General features: G+C 31.4%; 16 protein-coding genes. 3 read left to right on the top strand and 13 right to left on the bottom strand.

Going from position 1 to position 16871, the window contains the following annotated elements:
* Positions 1 to 58 precede the first annotated feature (58 nt).
* Positions 59 to 889: a hypothetical protein gene (locus ABWP78_RS05120; protein WP_353169708.1), complete on the top strand. Its 831-nt coding sequence runs from the start codon at positions 59 to 61 to the stop codon at positions 887 to 889.
* On the opposite strand, the gene ABWP78_RS05115 is transcribed toward ABWP78_RS05120, so the two are convergent.
* The 12 genes from ABWP78_RS05115 to ABWP78_RS05060 form a co-directional block, all read right to left on the bottom strand.
* Entirely contained in the window at positions 882 to 1328 is a 447-nt protein-coding gene (locus ABWP78_RS05115; RefSeq protein WP_353169707.1) for a protease complex subunit PrcB family protein, read from the bottom strand. The genes ABWP78_RS05120 and ABWP78_RS05115 overlap by 8 nt on opposite strands.
* 8 nt (positions 1329 to 1336) lie before the next feature.
* The gene (bshA, locus tag ABWP78_RS05110) at positions 1337 to 2470 is read right to left on the bottom strand and encodes an N-acetyl-alpha-D-glucosaminyl L-malate synthase BshA (RefSeq protein ID WP_353169706.1); all 1134 of its coding nucleotides are present in this window, start codon (positions 2468 to 2470) and stop codon (positions 1337 to 1339) included.
* Between the two features lie 59 nt (positions 2471 to 2529).
* Complete coding sequence (locus tag ABWP78_RS05105) at positions 2530 to 2991, bottom strand: DUF1801 domain-containing protein (RefSeq protein WP_353169705.1); 462 nt, start codon at positions 2989 to 2991, stop codon at positions 2530 to 2532.
* 2 nt (positions 2992 to 2993) lie between these two features.
* Entirely contained in the window at positions 2994 to 5882 is a 2889-nt protein-coding gene (locus tag ABWP78_RS05100; protein WP_353169704.1) for a serine hydrolase domain-containing protein, read from the bottom strand.
* Between the two features lie 69 nt (positions 5883 to 5951).
* Positions 5952 to 6434 (bottom strand): ABC transporter ATPase, encoded by a 483-nt coding sequence (locus ABWP78_RS05095; protein ID WP_353169703.1) that lies wholly within the window; start codon positions 6432 to 6434, stop codon positions 5952 to 5954.
* A gap of 9 nt (positions 6435 to 6443) precedes the next feature.
* Positions 6444 to 7217, bottom strand: a complete 774-nt coding sequence (locus tag ABWP78_RS05090; protein WP_353169702.1) for a phosphatase PAP2 family protein — start codon at positions 7215 to 7217, stop codon at positions 6444 to 6446.
* An 11-nt stretch (positions 7218 to 7228) separates the two neighbouring features.
* Positions 7229 to 8020, bottom strand: coding sequence for a (Fe-S)-binding protein (locus ABWP78_RS05085; RefSeq protein WP_353169701.1), 792 nt, complete (start codon positions 8018 to 8020; stop codon positions 7229 to 7231).
* Positions 8021 to 8072: 52 nt separating this feature from the next.
* Positions 8073 to 8519, bottom strand: a complete 447-nt coding sequence (locus tag ABWP78_RS05080) for an LNS2 domain-containing protein (protein ID WP_353169700.1) — start codon at positions 8517 to 8519, stop codon at positions 8073 to 8075.
* 54 nt (positions 8520 to 8573) lie between these two features.
* Positions 8574 to 9911, bottom strand: a complete 1338-nt coding sequence (locus tag ABWP78_RS05075; RefSeq protein ID WP_353169699.1) for a 4Fe-4S dicluster domain-containing protein — start codon at positions 9909 to 9911, stop codon at positions 8574 to 8576.
* Positions 9912 to 9915: 4 nt separating this feature from the next.
* Entirely contained in the window at positions 9916 to 10884 is a 969-nt protein-coding gene (locus tag ABWP78_RS05070) for an MlaD family protein (RefSeq protein ID WP_353169698.1), read from the bottom strand.
* Between the two features lie 75 nt (positions 10885 to 10959).
* Complete coding sequence (locus ABWP78_RS05065; protein WP_353169697.1) at positions 10960 to 12093, bottom strand: N-acetylmuramoyl-L-alanine amidase family protein; 1134 nt, start codon at positions 12091 to 12093, stop codon at positions 10960 to 10962.
* 4 nt (positions 12094 to 12097) lie between these two features.
* On the bottom strand, positions 12098 to 13186 hold the full coding sequence (locus ABWP78_RS05060; protein WP_353169696.1) for an N-acetylmuramoyl-L-alanine amidase family protein: 1089 nt from the start codon (positions 13184 to 13186) through the stop codon (positions 12098 to 12100).
* Positions 13187 to 13317: 131 nt separating this feature from the next.
* Between ABWP78_RS05060 and ABWP78_RS05055 the strand changes: the two genes are divergently transcribed.
* Positions 13318 to 15936, top strand: coding sequence for a putative LPS assembly protein LptD (locus ABWP78_RS05055; protein WP_353169695.1), 2619 nt, complete (start codon positions 13318 to 13320; stop codon positions 15934 to 15936).
* A 47-nt stretch (positions 15937 to 15983) separates the two neighbouring features.
* Entirely contained in the window at positions 15984 to 16364 is a 381-nt protein-coding gene (locus ABWP78_RS05050) for a RidA family protein (protein ID WP_353169694.1), read from the top strand.
* A gap of 8 nt (positions 16365 to 16372) precedes the next feature.
* On the opposite strand, the gene ABWP78_RS05045 is transcribed toward ABWP78_RS05050, so the two are convergent.
* Entirely contained in the window at positions 16373 to 16777 is a 405-nt protein-coding gene (locus tag ABWP78_RS05045; RefSeq protein ID WP_353169693.1) for a hypothetical protein, read from the bottom strand.
* Positions 16778 to 16871: the final 94 nt, after the last annotated feature.

Raw genomic sequence — 16871 nt, 5'->3', positions numbered from 1 at the left:
TCATTAATAGTTACAAAAATATCGAATGTTTTTTTTATATTAGCAAAAAATTTATAAAATGAAAAAAATAGTATTTGCAATCTTAAGTTTAAGTTTGGTTTCTTGTGCGGTAGAAGGTCTAGAAAGTACAATTGGTGACAACTCAAACAACCCAAACAACTCAAACAATTCTACTACATTTACAGATGCCTTACCATTAAATACTGGAAACTATTGGACGTATGATGTGGTAGGTGCAACCAATACAAGAGATTCTTTATATATTTTTGGCAACGAAACAGTTGGGGCACACACCTATAAAAAATTTAAAAACAGAAACAATATTGCAACTGGTTTTTATTGCACTTCATTAAATAACAACAACGTAAGAAAAGAAGCTGGAAAATTACTTTTAACTGGAAATTTAAGTGTATTACAAGGTATAACGCTACCAACCGGAGTAGATTTAAGTGTAACCGATTTTATTATATTTAAAGAAAGTGCAACAAATGGTGAAATTTTATCTGAAAAAACAGGTACTTTTCAACAAACTATTAGCAGTTTACCCATTACAATTGAATACCGATTAAGATCTATTGGTGGAGAAAGTTTTGCCTCGTACACCTCACCAAATAATGATGTGTATCCAAATGTGAAATCTACTAAAATAGTGGTAAATTTAAAAATAACGTCTACGCAAACTGTTGCAGGATTTCCTATTACTTTAAATATTTTACCGCAACAAGATGTGGTGGTTTCCACGCAATACCTTTCCAAAAACATTGGTATAGTGTATACAAAAACAAATACCAATTTTAGTTTAAACGCTACAATAGCGGCTCAAATTGGACTGCCTGTGACCAACTCGCAAGTGCAAGAAGAATTTTTAGATACGTATAATGTTAATTAACTAAAATCGTTTTGTTTTTTGGTACTAATACGAAAAGATAAGGCGACGTAAATGCATCGGTTACAATTTCATTTTTTTCAGGACCAATTTCTTTTAAGATAATTTGTGCGGTAGTGGCTGTAAAAAGAACGTCTGCTATATCAATATCATAGCCACCTGTGGTTTTTTCACCTAAAAAACAAGCCACTAAATCGTACTTTTCTAAATCAATTGCTAACAATTTACCAAAAGACTCTTCTTCTACATTTAAAGTGGTGATTAACGCATTAAATTCTTCATAGTTTTTAATTATTTGGGTAGATTTTTCCTTCTTCCCACCTATTTGACTTTTAAATACCACTTCGTACTTGTCTTTTTCTTTCGCAACAACTTGCTGAGCTGGTTTACAAGACAAAAACAGCAAACAAACACCAATAAGTGACACTATATTTTTAAACATTTTCATAATTAAGAATCTAAATTAATAGCTTTATTATACAACTCTTCATACAAAGGAAGAATATTTTTGATGTCGAATTTTTTAGCTACTTCAAATGCCGCTTTTTTAAACTGAAGTAACGTGTCTTCTGATTGTAAAATAGAAATGGCATTTTTACTCATGCTTTCCACATCGCCAACAGCACTTAAATAACCTGAAACACCTTCTTCATTTACTTCAGGAATACCGCCAGAGTTACTTGATATTACTGGCACACTAAACGCCATAGCTTCCAATGCTGCCAAACCAAAACTTTCTGTTTCAGAAGGCAATAAAAACAAATCAGAATACTTTAAAATTTGATTAATGTCGTTACTGTTTCCAAAGAAAATTACTTTATCTGAAATGCCTAAATCTTCACATAGTTTCTCGGCAACAATTTTCTCAGGTCCTTCGCCTACCATCATTAATTTAGAAGGAATTTCTTTCTGAATGTTATAAAAAACCTTTACTACATCAGGAATATTTTTTACTTTTCTAAAGTTAGATATATGTGTAATTATTTTTTCATCAGTCGAAGCTAAAACAGAACGCTGACAAATGGATTTATTATCTAACAATGTTTCTTGAATTTCAATAAAATTCGGTATGACATGAATTTCTTTATTAATATCAAACAAACGATACGTAGCTTCTCGTAAACTACTGGAAACACTGGTTACAAAGTCGGATTTGTTGATACTAAATGTCACCGCACTTTTATAAAACGGATGATTTCCAACTAAAGTAATGTCGGTACCATGAAGTGTAGTAATCATGGGAAGAGAAATACCTTCTTCGGCTAGCATTTTTTTTGCCATATAGCCTGCGTACGCATGAGGAATGGCATAATGCACGTGCAATACATCTATTTTATGAAGTTTCACCATGTCGACCAATTTACTAGACAAGGCCAATTCATAAGGCTGATAGTGAAACAATGGATAGTTAGGAACATTTACTTCATGAAAATAAATATTCGGATTTAATAATGATAATCGCACAGGCTGCTTATAGGTGATGAAATGAATTTCATGTCCTTTTTTTGCTAGTTCTAAGCCTAACTCTGTGGCCACTACGCCACTCCCACCAAAGGTAGGATAACAAACCATTGCTATTTTCATTTATTTATGTTGTTGAAACGCCAAATCATTTTAAATGTGACTTGACATTTATTTTATTATTATTTTTTATTTACAAATGCAACTTCATAAGTTTCAATCCAATCTTGAACTGAAATTTTTGTAACCAATTCACCCAACAATTCAAACGGAATTTCATCGAATTTATTAAATCGAATACAACTTTTACCCATATCTAATTTGCGAGTGCTGTGTTTTGGGTATTCCGCAACAAACCAATCGTAAAGGTCTTTATTGGCATACATTCCCATATGATAGAAATTAATACTATTTTTTTGTGATGCAAATGTGATAAAAGGCAATGGATCAGCTGGTTTACAATGATATCCTTTTGGATAAATTGTATGTGGAACATAATACCCAATCATACCATAATTCATACCTTCTTCGAAACCATTTGGTATGTTTTTAAGCAGTGTAGTTCGAAGCAATTCCATAGGCTTTTTTCTATCTTCTGGAAGATTATTCATATATTCTTCCACAGTTTTTGCAGCTGAAGTCATAATTAATCCGTTATCGATTCGTAAATTACTTTCTGTATATTTTCTCTAATATTTAATTTTGATAATTTATTAATATTTCCATCGGGATAACTCCTATTTGATAGAAAAATATAAATTAAATCCTTTTCAGGATCTGCCCAAACCATTGTTCCAGTAAATCCCGTATGTCCAAAACTTGCTTTTGAAGCACATCCACAAGTAGGACCTTCGCCACTAATTTGAGGTTTGTCAAAACCAGCACCTCGCCTATTTCCAGTTGAACAAAAGTAACAAGTATTAAATGCATCAAACGTATCTTTTGAAAAATAAGTATGCCCTCCGTACGTTCCTTTTTGTAAATACATTTGCATAATTTTTGCCACATCTAACGAATTAGAAAACAATCCAGCATGCCCACCAACACCGCCCTGCATAGCCGCAGCCATATCATGCACATACCCTTGAATGGTATCGTATCGATAATACGAATCAATTTCGGAAGGCATAATGGTTGGCAACTCAAATTTATCTAATGGATTATAGGTTGTAGAATTTGCTCCTAATAGCTTATAAAAATTATCATCAGAAAGTTTATCCAAGGTTTTATGATGAAATTTCTCTAAATATTCTTTAAATAAAATAAAAGCATAATCGCTGTATTTGTATTGTTTAGTAGGCAATAAAGGTGCTTCTTTAATGATATTCATAATCGTATCTGTATAATCTTTTCGCAAATATAAATTAGTAGCTACTTTTAACGGAAAACTTTCAGAAGGTGAAGCTTGATAGTATTTTTGACTTGGTTTTTTTAAAGAATCTAACGTATTTAAATAAAAAGGCGTCCAAGCTGGTAATTTAGCTTGATGTGTTAACATATCTAAAACCGTAATATCCGCTTTATTAGAATTTTTAAAATCAGGAAGTAATTGCGATAACGTACTGTTGAATGAAAAATTCCCTTTTTCGTAATCTTTCATTAAATTAGGTAGTGTACTTAAGACTTTTGTTAGTGAGGCCAAATCATACAAATCGGTATTTTTTACCTTCTGAATGGTTTCATAAGTAGGTGAACCAAACGCTTTTCTGTACACCACTTTTCCTTTTCTTGCTACCAATATTTGCATTCCTGGCGTTACTTTATTTTTAATTGCCGAAGTGGCCATTTCATCAATTTTTTCCAAAATCTCAGAATTCATTTGTACTTGTTCAGGGAATGCAAAGCCTAATCTGTTTAGATTTTTGGTTGACATTCCATCTAAAGCACTAAAATTTTTCTTTATTGAAACAGGTAAAACACCTTTTGCTTCATTGGCGCCAAACAAAATTTCTGCAGCTACAAGTTGAGAAAATGAGTTGTTTTGATATGCCTCAATTAAGCCTTCCGTTTCTTCAAAAGTTGGAATTCTTAATAACGAATACGGTTTGGTAAAAAAGGTAACAATGGTTTTACTATGTTTCGAAATTTTATCAATCCAATTGATTTCGTTAAACGTCATTTCGTTTTTCTTCCAAATGCCTTCTGGTTTGTGGTAGCCAACAATAACTTTAGAATACCCATCAATTTCAACTAAAAGCGAATCTAAATTTTTAGTCGTAATGACATCAATTTGGGCGTATTCTTTAAGTTTTTCTATGTACGTTGTGGCATCACCATCACCAATTTTTACGTAGGCTATTTTCTCTTTATCAAGTCTTTTGATTGGAATAATATCATCTTCATTTTTTAGAACTGTTACTGCACTTTCAAACATTTCTAAATTTAATGCTTTATATTCTTTTTTATTTAAATCGGCATATAAATTTTCAAATTCAATTGGACAATAATTATTTAATCCGGCTTTGTATTTGTATTTTAATATTTTCTTTACAGAATACGCCAATCGTGCTTCTGTAAATAAACTATCTGCAAACGCTTGTTTAAACTTTTCAATGGCTACAGGTACATTTTCTGCAAATAGTAATACATCATTCCCAGCTAAAAAGGCAGCTAAATCTATGTCTCCCGGTTGTTTAAAATTACTTGCCCCTTTCATATTTAAGGCATCTGTAAAAATTAGTCCTTCAAATTTTAATTGATTTTTTAATATATCCGTTACTACTTTTTCAGATAACGAAGAAGGAAAGTTTTCTCGAGGTTCGATACTTGGCACGTTTAAATGCGCTACCATCACACTCGCTAATCCATTTTTAATAAGTTCTTTATACGGATATAACTCTACTTCCTCTATCCTATCTCTGGAAAAATCAACAGTAGGCAAGGCGTGATGCGAATCTGTTGAAGTGTCACCATGACCAGGAAAATGTTTAGCCGTAGCAAAAACACCATAAGATTGCAACCCACGCATATAAGCCACTGCTTTTGCAGTCACATTTTCTTTAGTTTCACCAAAAGAACGATTTCCTATAATTGGATTTTTAGGATTGGTATTAATATCCACAACGGGACCAAAAGTAAAATGAATACCCATTCGTTTGGATTGATCCGCCATTTGCATACCCATTTTTTCAAGTAAAGAATTATCTTTAATAGCACCTAAAGTCATATTCCACGGATAAGTATGTGTCGAATCTATTCGCATACTCAAACCCCATTCTGCATCAATTCCAATAAGCATTAGGATTTTAGATTTTGCTTGAAAACGATTCGTTAATTTAGCTTGTCTATTTGGACCTCCTTGAAAAAATATTAATCCTCCAATTTTATATTTGGTAATTAATTTATCTAAATCTTGAGCATGTGCTTCATTCTTATTGGAGTAGGCTGCAATCATAAACAATTGCCCAACTTTTTCTTCAAAAGAAAGAGAATTGTATGTACTATCTACCCAAACTTGTTGGGATTGCGTGTTTATTTTGTTTTGCGCAAAACCTAACGTAGTGAGAAATAAAGTGATATATATATAATGCTTCATGAAATGTAAATAAATAAAAAAACCATCAAAATTTCTATTTTCTGATGATTTTCAAAGTTAGTTATTTTTTTAGAAAAATCTACTATGCCAACTTTCTTCAGCAGGAACTTCCCAAAATTCTTCAAATTCACCTTTCGTATTTATCAAATTATTGAAAACAATAGTTTTTGAAGTAACGGCTTTTTCCTTTGCCATTTTTTTGAAATCGATAAGTGTTTTATGTGCGATGTGTTCTCCCATTTTGTAGGTAACATTCATTTTGTCAAGTAATTCTATTTGAAATTCTTGTTCCAATTGTTGAATAAAATGTACTGAAGCATCTATAGAACAACCCGTGGCGTTTTGCACTTCTTGATTGACAGCAAAAATAATAAATCGGTTATATTTTAAAAGAAAAGAAGCTTCTAAACTTGTGCCGTGAGCAGCCCAATTCTCAACAAATTCTTGACATTTGGTAGTTATAGAAGTTACTTCATCGTCAGTTAATTTTCTGTTCGATTGGTAAATCCAAATTTTTGAATCTTCTGGTAAATTTTCGAATGGTGTGTACATAATTTGATTTTAAAAAGTGGAAACAAATCCAAAACCTACATTTTTCTCATTGTAATAGGGTAAAAATGAGATTTTTTTATTACTTGTTTCACTATTTTTTGTTAATATTTTATCAATTCTTGGGAATAACCAATAAGCAAGTTTTGCGCTTAAAATTCCTATTCCTGCACCAGCGGCAACATCTGACAACCAATGACGGTTATTAATCATTCTATAAGCACCTGTTCCAGCGGCTACAAAATAGCCAGATATTCCATACCAGTAGGAAACATCTTTGTATTCTTGATATAATAACTCTGCACCCATAAAAGCAGTAGCTGTATGCCCTGATGGAAAAGAATGGAAACTACTTCCATCGGGTCTTTCAATATGTGATATTTTTTTTATTGAAGCTACAGAAATCCCCATTATTAAGGAAGCAGTTGAGACAATAATAGCTTTATCTCTCATCTTATTCTTACCTGAAACGCCAACAATATCTAGAATAAATATTGATGCTAATGGTGCGTATTGAGAAAAATCATCAATTGTGGTTTTAAATTTAATATGTTCTTTAACTTCTGCTTTTAACTCCGTATTGTAAAACTTTAGTTGTCCGTTATCTGTAGCTAAAACGCCATAACTGATTAGTATTGCAGGAATAATTAAGGCTTTTGGATTAAATTTCATATCCTTTTTAGAATTAAAATTTATAGAATCAGAAATAACATTAGTATTTACTTGTTGCCCTAAAAAAAATGTAGTGTAAATAAAAAACATCAAAGGCAAAAGGATTCTTTTCATTTCAATTAAAGTTATAAATCCTGAGCATTAGCAATTAATTCTGCAATATCCATTACCTGAACGGAGCCTTCTTTTTCTTTATTTTTGATACCATCAGTTAGCATGGTGTTACAAAATGGACAACCAGCCGCAATAATTTCAGGTTGCGTTTCTAAAGCATCTTCTGTTCTCTCGATATTGATGTCTTTATTACCTTTTTCCGGTTCTTTAAACATTTGTGCACCACCAGCCCCACAACATAAACCGTTGGCTCGAGAACGTTTCATCTCAACTAATTCCGCATCTAATTTTTGGATTAAATCCCTTGGCGCTTCGTAGATATTGTTAGCACGACCTAAATAACAAGGGTCGTGAAACGTAATGCGTTTTCCTTTAAATTGTCCGCCTTCAATAGTTAATCGTCCTGAATCTAATAATGATTTTAGAAATTCTGTGTGATGTACGACTTCATATTTTCCACCTAATTCTGGATACTCATTTTTAATCGTATTGAAACAATGTGGACAAGCGGTAACTATTTTTTTTACTTCATACGCATTCATGACTTCAATATTCATCATGGCTTGCATTTGAAATAAAAATTCATTTCCAGCACGTTTTGCAGGATCACCTGTACAACTTTCTTCTGTACCTAAAACGGCAAAAGGAACGTTGGCTCTATTTAATATTTTAACAAACGCTTTTGTTATTTTTTTGGCTCTATCATCAAAACTTCCCGAACAACCTACCCAAAATAAAACTTCAGGAGTTTGTCCTTGTGCCATCATTTCGGCCATTGTAGGTACTACTAAATTTTCTGACATATTATTTATGGTTTACGCTATTTTCTAACAAAATTATTATATACAAAGTAAATTAATTACTCAATTCATCATCAAAAACCTGAATGGTTACATCCTTATCAATTAAATCTGTAAACTTTCCATTGTATCGTGTGGCTTTTACTAAATGATTATCAATCCAGTGGTAATTTCCGCCACGAGGCTTACCCATTACCATTCCATGATATTTAAAGCCGTGTTGCTTTAACCAAGCTTCAGTAACGTCTCTATGTGATTGGGTACGAGACGTGAAAAAGAATATAACATGACCTTCATCATACCATTTATTTAATGTTACCAACGCATCAGGATATACATTTGCCGTTGCCATTCTTTCTGGTTCTTCATTTGGAATATCATCGCAAACGGTTCCATCGATATCAATAAGGTAATTTTTTATTCCTTCAGGTAAAACAGGACTTAAATGTTCCCCATTAACTTTTAATTCTTGTAATTTTCCGTCTATTTCTTCTTTTTTCATGCTTTGGTGTTGTTGTTCAATTTGTATTTGATATTGTTATTGTTATCGAAATTCTTACGCTTCGTTTCTCCAGTTCACCCTATCTTGTTGGTTGTATTGCCATGGTGCGCCGTTATTTTCAATGTTGGTCATTACGGCATTTAATTCCATTGGTGCGGCACTTTGTTCCATAACTAAATAACGTCTCATATCCATAATAATAGATAATGGACTAATATTGATTGGACATTCTTCCACGCAAGCGTTACAAGATGTGCACGCCCAAAGTTCTTCAGTTGTAATATAGTCGTTTAATAACGATTTATTATCTGGAATAAAAATACCTTTATTGGCATCAATATTTTTTCCAACTTCTTCTAATCTATCACGCGTATCCATCATGATTTTACGAGGTGATAATTTTTTACCAGTAGTATTTGCTGGACAAGCTGAAGTACAACGCCCACATTCTGTACATGTATAGGCATTTAATAATTGAACCCAATTTAAATCTTGAACATCAGATGCACCAAATTTTGCTGGAACCGAATCTGGATTAGCAGGAGCAGTAAACGGATCGGCATTTGGATCCATCATTAATTTTACTTCGTTTGTTACACTTTCTAAGTTATCGAATTTTCCTTTTGCATTTAAATCGGAAAAATAAGTATTAGGAAACGCTAATAAAATATGTAAATGTTTAGAAAAATATAAATAATTTAAGAAAGCTAGTACCATCAATAAATGACCCCACCATCCTACTCGTTCTAAAATATGTAAAGCACTTTCACTCATCCCACCAAATAAAGCAGGACCTAAATATTTCGAAATTGAAAAGTTAAATGAACCAATTCCTTCATAATGAGATTTTCCTAACGAATATAATACTTCATCTGTTCCATTCATTGTGAAAATACAAGTTACTAAAACTATTTCCATAATTAATATTAAGTTGGCGTCTTTGGTTGGCCAACCTAACATTTCTGCTTTATTGAATCGTGGTAACTTTAATAAATTTCTTCTGGATAAAAAAGCTAAAGTAGCCACTAAAGCCAATAAAGTAAGAATTTCAATAAAGCTGATTAAAAACGTATAAAATCCACCTAAACCTGTTTTAAAAAAACGGTGTGTTCCGAAAAGTCCGTCAACAATAATTTCTAATAATTCAATTTGAGTGATAATAAATGCCGCATATAAGGTAAAATGCAGTATAGCAGGAATAGGTCTTGTGAACATTTTTTTCTGTCCTAAGGCAATCAATGCCATATTTTTCCAACGTGCTGAAACATTATCAGTTCGGTTTATATTCTGACCTAATTTAATATTTCGTATTATTTTTTTTACATTTTTTACAAAAAAGCCAACGCCTACAAAAAGGGTAATTGCAAAAATAACATTAGGTAAAAAACTCATAAATTTAGTTTTTAGGTTGTTCTATATTTGGTTCTGATGCAGGTTTAACGTATGGTTTGTTTTTCTTTCCGAAAACACTAACATTTACATATCGAGTAGGATTTAATCGTAAATCTTGCAAAAGTAATTCCAATTCTTTTGAGGTTTTGATTAGATTGGTATACATGGCATCATCGTTTAATAATTTTCCCATTGAACCTTTGCCTTGTTCTAAATTAGCCATAATTCCGTTAACATTGGTTAAAGTAGCTTCTAGTTTTTTGACTGTTTCGCCTAAATTGGCTTCTTCTAAGGAAGTAGTCATAGTTTTTAAATTACCAGATGTTTTTTCAAAATTAGATAAAGTCGTATTTAGTTTCGATTTGTTTTCTGATAAAATTTCATTCGCATTTTTTGAAATTTGACTAAATTCCGACATTGTCAATTCTAAAGAAGCAATAGAAGCTTTTAATTTTTGTTGCGTCGAAGCGTCTAAAGTGGCATTTAAATTTTCGATTAATTTATTCGCATTTTCTAATAAAACTACCACTTTATCTTTTACTGGTCCGATTTGATTTGCTAATTCGTCAGTTAATGCTAATTTATTTGATGCTTTAAGCGTATTACCAGATTGCGTATAATTTGTATCTGAAAAATTATTTATAATGGCTATTTCTCTTCCTCCAATTAAACCAGAATCCATAATTTGAGCCACACTAGATTTTGCAATTTGAATTTGTTCGTTTGTAATTACTAATTCTACTTTCATTTTACCATCTGGTAATATTTCAATAGCATTTACTTTCCCTATAATCAATCCGTTTATGGTTACTGGTGCCGCTTCAACTAAACCTGCCACATTATCATATACAGCATATAATTTAGTACTCGTATCAAATAAATTTTTACCTTTTAGAAACGCAAAACCCCAGTAAAATAGAACTATAGATAAAATAACTAATACGGCAACTTTAATTTCTTTTGTAATTTTCATAAGGGCTACATTTCTTTTTACTACTGTTTTTTAAAAAATGAAATACATTTTTTAATGATACAAAAATAACATTATTTATTTGATTGCCTCGCTTAATTTAATTTTTTTACCATTTCTTAAAGGTACAATAAATGAAGATGAGTAGCCTTTTTCTTTTGCTTCTTCTAGCAATTGTTTTGCCTTTGTATACGATGTTGTATTACCATAAAAATATTTATAAATGGTATTTTCTTTTTCAACGGAAATAGCACTTAATCCTTTAAAATTTTTAGGTAATGTTTCTAAATTTTTAGCACTTGCCGATATTTGAATTTTAAAAGTTACACCTTCAATAGCCGATTTATTTTCAGTTGTTTGCTTTGGATCTAATTTCTTCGGGTCTGCTTTTTTAGGATCTTCTTTTTTAGCAATTGGCTTTTTAGATTCCTCCTTTTTAACAGTAGTTGCTGTTTCTGTTTTAAAAAAATCATCTCGATATCCTAAAATAGCTTTCGAAATGGCTTCTGCCAATTTATTTTGTCCCTCTTCCGAGTTTAAAAAAGCACCTTCAGGTTTGTTAGATACAAATCCCATTTCAATAAGTACACGCGGCATAATTATTTTTCGTAAGACTAAAAAGCCGGCTTGTTTTACGCCTCTATTTTTACTAGTTGTAAATTTTGTAAACGCTTGTTGAACTTTCCCTGCAATATCAATACTTTGTTGAATATTTTCTTCTTGCATTATAGAAATTCCCATCACCGATTCGGGCGATTTTGGATCAAAACCATCATATTTAATTTTATAATCGCTTTCTAATGTTACTACGGCATTTTCCTTTTTGGCAACTTCTAAATTGGCGGCATTTCGGGTAACCCCCATTACATAGGTTTCATTTCCTGATGCTTCTTGATTGTCATTTGCATTACAATGCATAGAAACAAATAAATGTCCTTTTGATCGATTAGCAATATTGGCTCGTTCGTTTAATTCGATAAAAACATCGGTTTTTCTGGTATAAACTACTTCTATATTTGATTCTTTAGCTAAAATATCTCCTACTTTAAGAACTATATTAAGCGAAATTTTCTTTTCTATATTTCCATGATAGGTGGCGCCGTAATCTTTACCTCCATGTCCTGCATCTAAAACTACTTTGAATTTTTTAGTTTGTGCTTGAAATGAAATTGTGAATAAAAGTAAAAATAATATTTGTATGTTTTTTTTCATTTTGTTAATTTGGTGCAACAATAAAAGCTGATTTATATCCTTTTAACTTGGCTTCTGCTAATAATTTTTTACAAGATTCTAAGCTTCCTTGTCCATAATAATATTTAAATCCTCCATTAACTTCTGCGACAGTAACATTGGTTAACCCATTAAAGTTTTCAGGTGTTAAATCTAATTTTTTAGTACTAAAACTAATTTGTACTTTATATGCTGACTCAGCAGGTATAAATGGTTCTGGAGCTAAATCATCAACTTTTAATGAATCCACAACAGTTTCCACAACAGGCAATTCTTCAACAAATACTGGTTCTTTAATTTGCAATACGTTAGGAATTGTATTTGATCCTTTAAGATTATTTTTATATTCAATAATTGAGCGTGCAATAATTTGAGAGTAATTTGATTTACCTTCTTCTGATTTCATATATTTGGATTCTTGTAGATTACTTAAAAATCCTAACTCTATTAAAACACCGGGCATTACAGTGGCATCTAGCACCCAAAGTGGCTGCTGGTGCATACCCAAATCTTTTCTGTTTAATGAATTTTTAAAATAACTTTGAACTCCACTTGCAAAATTGATACTTTGCATTAACGTTTCTTCTTGCATAATACGCAAGCCAATTTGTGTATTTGGATTATTCGGATCAAAACCTTCATATTTTTCTTTAAAATTATCTTCTAAAGAAATTACAGCATTTTCAGCTTTTGCAATTTCAAAATTCATACCAGCACGAGACAATCCCATAACTAAAGTCATCGCACCATATGGTTTTGGTGATACAGATGAATTACAGTGTACTGAAACAAATAAGTCTGCCTCAAAATCATTAGCAATTTTTGCTCTATCTTTTAAAGGAATAAAAACATCTGTAGATCGGGTATATTTTATATTAAAATCTGGATAAGCTTCTAAGATTTTGCCAATTCTTAAAACCACATCCAAAGCAATCAGTTTTTCAATACACCCATTTTTTGCTGCACCAGGGTCTTTGCCACCATGGCCAGCGTCTAAAACTACTTTAAATTTCTTTTCTTGTGCTATAGAAAAGAAAGAGATGCAGATAAATATAATTACGAGTATTTTCTTCATATTTGATAAATTATTTTCAGTTGTTTCAAATACGTTATAATTTTATTAAATACTAAATTTTAACAAAAAATATACGTAAGTTTGACCGTTCAAAAACCGAACCATTTTTTACAAAAATAGTATTTATAGATTTGAGTACAAAGATTAATCATATCGTTTTTTTATTTTTTTTTCTAATTGTTAGTAATTTAGAAATTTATAGTCAAACCACCTTTCCAAAAGATAGCGTGCAACTCAATGTAAATGAATTAGTTGCAACAAAAACAGCTATTAAAAAAGACACAACAAAAAAACCATTATTAGAAGGTATTGTAAATCGTAAAGCTAAAGATTATGAACGATTAGACCAAAGAAAAAAAAGACTAACATTATATAACGAAGCAGAACTTCATTACCAAGATTTCATTTTAAAATCTGGAATTATTGTTTTAGACTACGAAAAAAACGAAGTGTATGCTGGAAGATTAAAAGATAGTGCTGGTGTTTATTCTCAATTTCCATATTTCAAACAAGGTGAAAACATAATCGAACCCGATTCGATACGATTTAATACAAAAACTGGAAAAGCACAAATTTGGAATACTCGAAGCAAACAAGGAGAAATGTTTCTGAAATCTGAAGTTTCAAAAAGAGAAAATGATTCCGTTATCTTTTTTAAAAAAGCACGATTTACCACTTCAACAAACGTTGAAAAACCAGAATTTTATTTTTTAGCTTACAAAGCTAAATTGGTACCAAAAAAGAAATTTGTAACCGGTTTAACGCATATGTACATAGCAGATGTGCCAACTCCTATTGGTGTTCCTTTTTCCTTTTTTCCAATGACTGATAAAAATACCTCGGGAGTAATTATGCCTACACCTGGACAAAATAATGATCGTGGATATTTTTTACAAAACGGAGGCTATTATTTTGCATTAAGCGATTATTATGATTTGGCCCTTTTAGGAGATTATTACACTAACGGAAGTTATGCGCTTCGTTCTGAAACAACCTATGCCAAAAAATACAAATTTAACGGGAACTTTCAAGTAAGGTATGAAAATCAGGTATTGGGCGAAAAAGGATTTCCAGGATATGCTAGAACCAATCAATATAATATACAATGGTCGCATAGTCAAGATGCAAAAGCTTCTGCAAATTCTAGATTTTCGTCTTCCGTAAATTTCGGAAGTAGTAAATATTTTCGGCAATCTATTAATTTAGTAAATGTAGGTTCTAATTTGAATAACACGTTAAGTTCTTCCATAAGTTATTCTAAAACAGTGCCAATTGTGCCATTAGTAAATTTTTCTGTAGCCGTAACGCACAATCAAAACACCAATACGGAAATTGTAAATTTAACGTTACCATCATTTAATGCTAGTTTAGATAGAATTTTTCCATTTGCCACTCAAGATGGAATAAAAAAAGGAATTTTTCAGAATATTAATTTTCAATATGGATTAAGAGGTGATAATAGAATTTCAACTAAAGAAGAATTTCTGTTTAAATCTCAAATGTTTGATACTGCATTAGCTGGAATAGCACATACTATTCCAATTACTACAAATTTTAAAATTTTTAAGCATTTTAGTGTTTCAGCAGGTACTGCATTTGCTGAAAATTGGGTATTTAATACCAATGAAAAAATATTTAATACTACCACTAATAAAGTAGAAATAGTTAGAAAAAATGGTTTTGATTCGTATCGAACATACAATTTTTCTACAAGTATAGGGACTACTATTTATGGAACGTATACGTTTAAAGAAACAAATAAAATTCAAGCCATAAGACATTTAATTCGACCAAGTATTTCTTATGGTTACACGCCAAGCTTTGAGCGCTACTACGACCAATATCAGGATAATTTAGGAAATTATATAAGTTATAGTAGATTTGAAAATACTTTGTTGGGTGCACCCGGATTAGGTATTTCAAATTCAATTGGTATTGGTATTTCCAATTCATTAGAAGCAAAAGTATTAGATGCGGCGAGTAAAAAAGGAGAAACTAAGAAAATATCCTTATTTAATCAGTTTAATTTTTCAACAAGTTATAATTTAACCGCTGAAGAATTTAAATTAGAGCCCATTAACTTTATTGGAGGAACTACTTTATTGGATAATAAATTAGGCGTAAATTTCGGAGCGCGTTTTGACCCCTATGATTTAGACAGTAATAACCAAAGAATAAATGAATTTAGTATAAACAATGGAAATGGTTTAGCTAGAATGACTAGTTCTAACATTACCTTAAATTATACTGTTAGTAGCAATGAACTTGGTGGCAAAAAAGAATCTAAACAAACAGTTCAAAATGGAGGTCGTAAAGATGATTTATTTGGAGCCGCTTCAGATTTAAGTAATCAAGATGAAAGTTTGTTTAAAAAGGATGATGCAAAAAATGAACAATCAGAATTGTTTAATTATAAATTTCCTTGGGATTTACAAATAGCCTATTCTTTAACGTATAGTAATAATGCAAGTCAACGTGAAATAACTACAAATTCTGTAATGGTTTCTGGTAATATTGATATGGCTGTAAAATGGAAAATGGGATTCTCATCAGGTTATGATTTTGCACAAAAAGGAATTTCTTTTACTCAACTTCGATTTGAAAGAGATTTAGAAAGCTGGCGAATGAGTTTTAGCATTGTGCCAATTGGTGTATATCAATCGTGGAATTTCTTTATTGGAATTAAATCTTCAATGTTAAGTGATATCAAATGGGATAAACGAAATTTACCTGATCCAAGATTGAGATAAGTAAATTCAAGTAAAAAGTAGAAAGTAAAAAGTAGAAAGTAGAAAAAATGAAAAAAATAATATTTACAGAAAAAGCGCCAGCACCAATTGGGCCATATAATCAAGCTGTTTTGGTAGGTAATATGTTATATACTTCAGGACAAATTGCCATTAACCCATTAACAAACGAACTGGTTTTAGAAGACATAGAAACCGAAACCAAACAAGTTATGGAAAACTTAAAAACGGTTTTAGAAGCTGCAGAAATGACTTTTGAAAACGTAATAAAAGTGTCTATTTTTATTAGCGACATGAATAACTTTTCAAAAATAAATACTATTTATGGTGCTTATTTTAATGAAGCAACTGCACCTGCAAGAGAAACCGTTCAAGTGGCAGGTTTACCAAAAAATGTAAATGTCGAAATTTCAGCTATTGCGGTTAGATAATGTTTTTATTATAAAAGTCGTTCTATTGCAATGAAGTTATCAATATACGAAGGCATTATAATTAAAGTAACTCGGTACATTCTACTATTATCTGGATCGGTTAAATGATATATAATTGTATCACCCGCTGAATTAAAGCCCCAACCAAAAAGAGAACCGCTAGGACTGGTTGAATAAGTTATTGCGGTATCTGTTCTACTGCCATAAATCGTATTGCTAGTATTATTGTATTTTCCCTCAACAAAAAGATTTACTGTCCCAGAGACCGTTGCTATCGAAAGTCCTCTTTGGCCTGATGTTGTAACAGAAAATTTCAAATTATCGAAGGTTAAAAAAGTTCCGGCAGTAACGCGGCCTACTAGTTTCGTGGATACATTCCCTGTTGGATCTCCAATGTTTAACTTACCAGTCATATTCACATTTCCACTATTATCAATTCTTAATCGCTCAGTACTGCATATTCCGGTGATATTGACCACCCAATTCCAATTTAAAGTGACCACCTGA

It is taken from the genome of Flavobacterium sp., assembly GCF_040402955.1.
Taxonomy (GTDB): domain Bacteria; phylum Bacteroidota; class Bacteroidia; order Flavobacteriales; family Flavobacteriaceae; genus Flavobacterium.
This window is presented reverse-complemented; position numbering and strand designations above follow the sequence as displayed.

Coding starts and splice junctions, on each gene's coding strand:
- ABWP78_RS05120 (WP_353169708.1), top strand. CDS start 59: ATGAAAAAAATAGTATTTGCAATCTTAAGTTTAAGTTTGGTTTCTTGT.
- ABWP78_RS05115 (WP_353169707.1), bottom strand. CDS start 1,328: ATGTTTAAAAATATAGTGTCACTTATTGGTGTTTGTTTGCTGTTTTTG.
- ABWP78_RS05075 (WP_353169699.1), bottom strand. CDS start 9,911: ATGAGTTTTTTACCTAATGTTATTTTTGCAATTACCCTTTTTGTAGGC.
- ABWP78_RS05085 (WP_353169701.1), bottom strand. CDS start 8,020: ATGTCAGAAAATTTAGTAGTACCTACAATGGCCGAAATGATGGCACAA.
- ABWP78_RS05070 (WP_353169698.1), bottom strand. CDS start 10,884: ATGAAAATTACAAAAGAAATTAAAGTTGCCGTATTAGTTATTTTATCT.
- ABWP78_RS05090 (WP_353169702.1), bottom strand. CDS start 7,217: ATGAAAAGAATCCTTTTGCCTTTGATGTTTTTTATTTACACTACATTT.
- ABWP78_RS05095 (WP_353169703.1), bottom strand. CDS start 6,434: ATGTACACACCATTCGAAAATTTACCAGAAGATTCAAAAATTTGGATT.
- ABWP78_RS05050 (WP_353169694.1), top strand. CDS start 15,984: ATGAAAAAAATAATATTTACAGAAAAAGCGCCAGCACCAATTGGGCCA.
- ABWP78_RS05080 (WP_353169700.1), bottom strand. CDS start 8,519: ATGAAAAAAGAAGAAATAGACGGAAAATTACAAGAATTAAAAGTTAAT.
- bshA (WP_353169706.1), bottom strand. CDS start 2,470: ATGAAAATAGCAATGGTTTGTTATCCTACCTTTGGTGGGAGTGGCGTA.
- ABWP78_RS05100 (WP_353169704.1), bottom strand. CDS start 5,882: ATGAAGCATTATATATATATCACTTTATTTCTCACTACGTTAGGTTTT.
- ABWP78_RS05065 (WP_353169697.1), bottom strand. CDS start 12,093: ATGAAAAAAAACATACAAATATTATTTTTACTTTTATTCACAATTTCA.
- ABWP78_RS05060 (WP_353169696.1), bottom strand. CDS start 13,186: ATGAAGAAAATACTCGTAATTATATTTATCTGCATCTCTTTCTTTTCT.
- ABWP78_RS05045 (WP_353169693.1), bottom strand. CDS start 16,777: ATGACTGGTAAGTTAAACATTGGAGATCCAACAGGGAATGTATCCACG.
- ABWP78_RS05105 (WP_353169705.1), bottom strand. CDS start 2,991: ATGACTTCAGCTGCAAAAACTGTGGAAGAATATATGAATAATCTTCCA.